Here is a 654-nt window from a genome sequence, read left to right as displayed (position 1 = left end):
TGTACAAGACAAAGAACTCTTCATTACCGGCCGCCTGAAGGACTTGATCATTCTGCGCGGGCGCAACTATTATCCGCATGTGCCGGCGGTCTGGAATATGTACGGCCCCACCGAAACCACGGTGTGGTCGACGCTGCAATGCTTGAAGCCGAACGCGGCGACCCTGTCGATAGGCCATCCCATCGCCAACACGCGCATTTACGTGCTTGACGAGCATCTGAACCCGGTGCCGATCGGCGTCGCGGGCGAATTGCACATTGCCGGTGAGGGCGTGGCGCGCGGCTATTTGCACCGTCCCGACCTCACCGGGGAACGTTTTATACCGGACCCGTTTTCCGCCGCCGGCGGTCGCATGTACAAGACCGGCGATTTGGCCAGGTATTTGCCGGACGGCGCGATCGAGTGCCTGGGACGGATGGATCACCAGGTCAAGATCCGCGGCTTTCGCATCGAGTTGGGCGAAATCGAAACGGCGCTGGCGGCGCAAGACGGCGTGCGCGAAGCGGTGGTGTTGGCGCGCGAGGATGCGCCGGGCGAGCAGCGGCTGGTGGCGTATCTGGTCACGCACGAGGATACGCAAGTTGCGGACACGGCGCGGCTGCGCGCCGCGCTGGCGCGCACCTTGCCGGACTACATGATTCCGGCGCACTTCGT

Annotated in this window: 1 protein-coding gene; it reads left to right on the top strand. The window is 63.5% G+C overall.

All coding sequences use genetic code 11. The annotated features are described in order from the left end of the window. The coding region (locus tag JANGC3_RS33400; RefSeq protein ID WP_198292115.1) for an AMP-binding protein at positions 1-654 on the top strand (654 nt) is incomplete at both ends.

This window comes from Janthinobacterium sp. CG3 (genome assembly GCF_000344615.1).
Classification (GTDB): domain Bacteria; phylum Pseudomonadota; class Gammaproteobacteria; order Burkholderiales; family Burkholderiaceae_D; genus Janthinobacterium.
Note: the sequence above shows the minus strand (reverse complement) of the source record. Positions and strands in the feature narration are given on the sequence as shown.